The organism is Nocardia sp. CC201C (assembly GCF_030010695.1).
In the GTDB taxonomy this organism is placed as follows: Bacteria; Actinomycetota; Actinomycetes; order Mycobacteriales; family Mycobacteriaceae; genus Nocardia; species Nocardia otitidiscaviarum.
The window spans coordinates 1-1,168 of the sequence record NZ_JASCXP010000736.1 but is presented as its reverse complement, the minus strand read 5'-3'; the positions used below and the strand labels follow the sequence as shown (position 1 = coordinate 1,168).

Annotated in this window: 1 protein-coding gene; it reads right to left on the bottom strand. The window is 71.8% G+C overall.

The genetic code is table 11. The annotated features are described in order from the left end of the window. Nucleotides 1-342: 342 nt before the first annotated feature. Nucleotides 343-1,168, bottom strand: an 826-nt coding sequence (locus QK444_RS36390) for a bifunctional helix-turn-helix transcriptional regulator/GNAT family N-acetyltransferase (protein ID WP_282786671.1), incomplete at its 5' end; no start/stop codon positions are given.

Here is a 1,168-nt window from a genome sequence, read left to right as displayed (position 1 = left end):
CGGGGTGACCGCCCTGACGCACAGGCCGCTCGGTGCGCAGGCGGGTTGGTGTGCGCTGACCGGCGGAAATGCCGACGCTTCGGCACTCCGACCGGAGAGTCGACCGACACCCCGGCGCTCTGGCGGATCGGTGCACCGGGCGCGTGCGGAGTCGATGCTCGGGCAGCGCGCGACCGTGGCGAGCGATGCGGTGGTTGTGGCGTACTGCGGGTGTCGAACCCCGGCCGACCCAGCTCTGGGTCGGGTCGTAATCCACCGGCTCGCAGCGTGTGGTGTACGCGGGCGTCACGCGCGTGGGAGGGCGTGCGGGGATGCGGCGTGAGGCCTGGTGCGTGTCCGGCGTCAGTGCGCCAGTGCGCGCCGCCAGGTCTGGCCGACCAGGTCCACGCCGAAGCTGTGGTGCGGATTCGACTCCACCGGTTCGAATCCCGCGCGTTCGTAGATGCGGCGGGCGGCGGTGAGGACGTCGTTGGTCCACAGCACGATCTCGCGATAGCCGGCCGCGCGGGCGAAGGTGAGGCAGGCGTCCACCAGGGCGGTGCCGACACCGAGGCCGCGGGCGCCGGGTTCCACCAGCAGCAGGCGCAGGCGGGCGGTGGTGTCGGAGTCGCGCATGCAGTACACCGCGCCGAGCGGTTCGCCGTCGCGGTCGGCGATCCAGGCCCGTTCCCGCTGCGGGTCATGGGTTTTCAGGTAGTCGGCGACGATGCGGGCGACGAGAGCCTCGTAGTCGGCGTTCCAGCCGTATTCGGCGGCATAGAGCACGGCATTGCGGTGGATGACCCAGCCGTGGTCGCCGGGGCCGGGGGCACGCAGCGTGAACGCCGGTGCGTCCGAGGCGGGTTCGAGGATGCGCTCGATGGTGCGCATGGCCGCGATCAGCCGTTCGCGGTCGGCGGCCGGAACCTCGGCGAGCAGTGCGGCGGTATCGCGGCTGGAGCGATTGTCGAGATCGGCGAAGGTGTCCCAGCCGTGGTCGGTGAGTCGCACCTCCTGGATGCGGCGGTCCCGTTCGGCGCGGCGGCGCTCGACGAGTCGGTCGGCCTCGAAACGGGCCAGGATACGGCTGAGGTAGCCGGGGTCCAGGCCGAGGGACCGGCGCAGCGCCACCACTTCCAGGGGGCCGGAATCGGCCAGTTCGAACAGGATTCGCGCCTCGGTGAGCGAG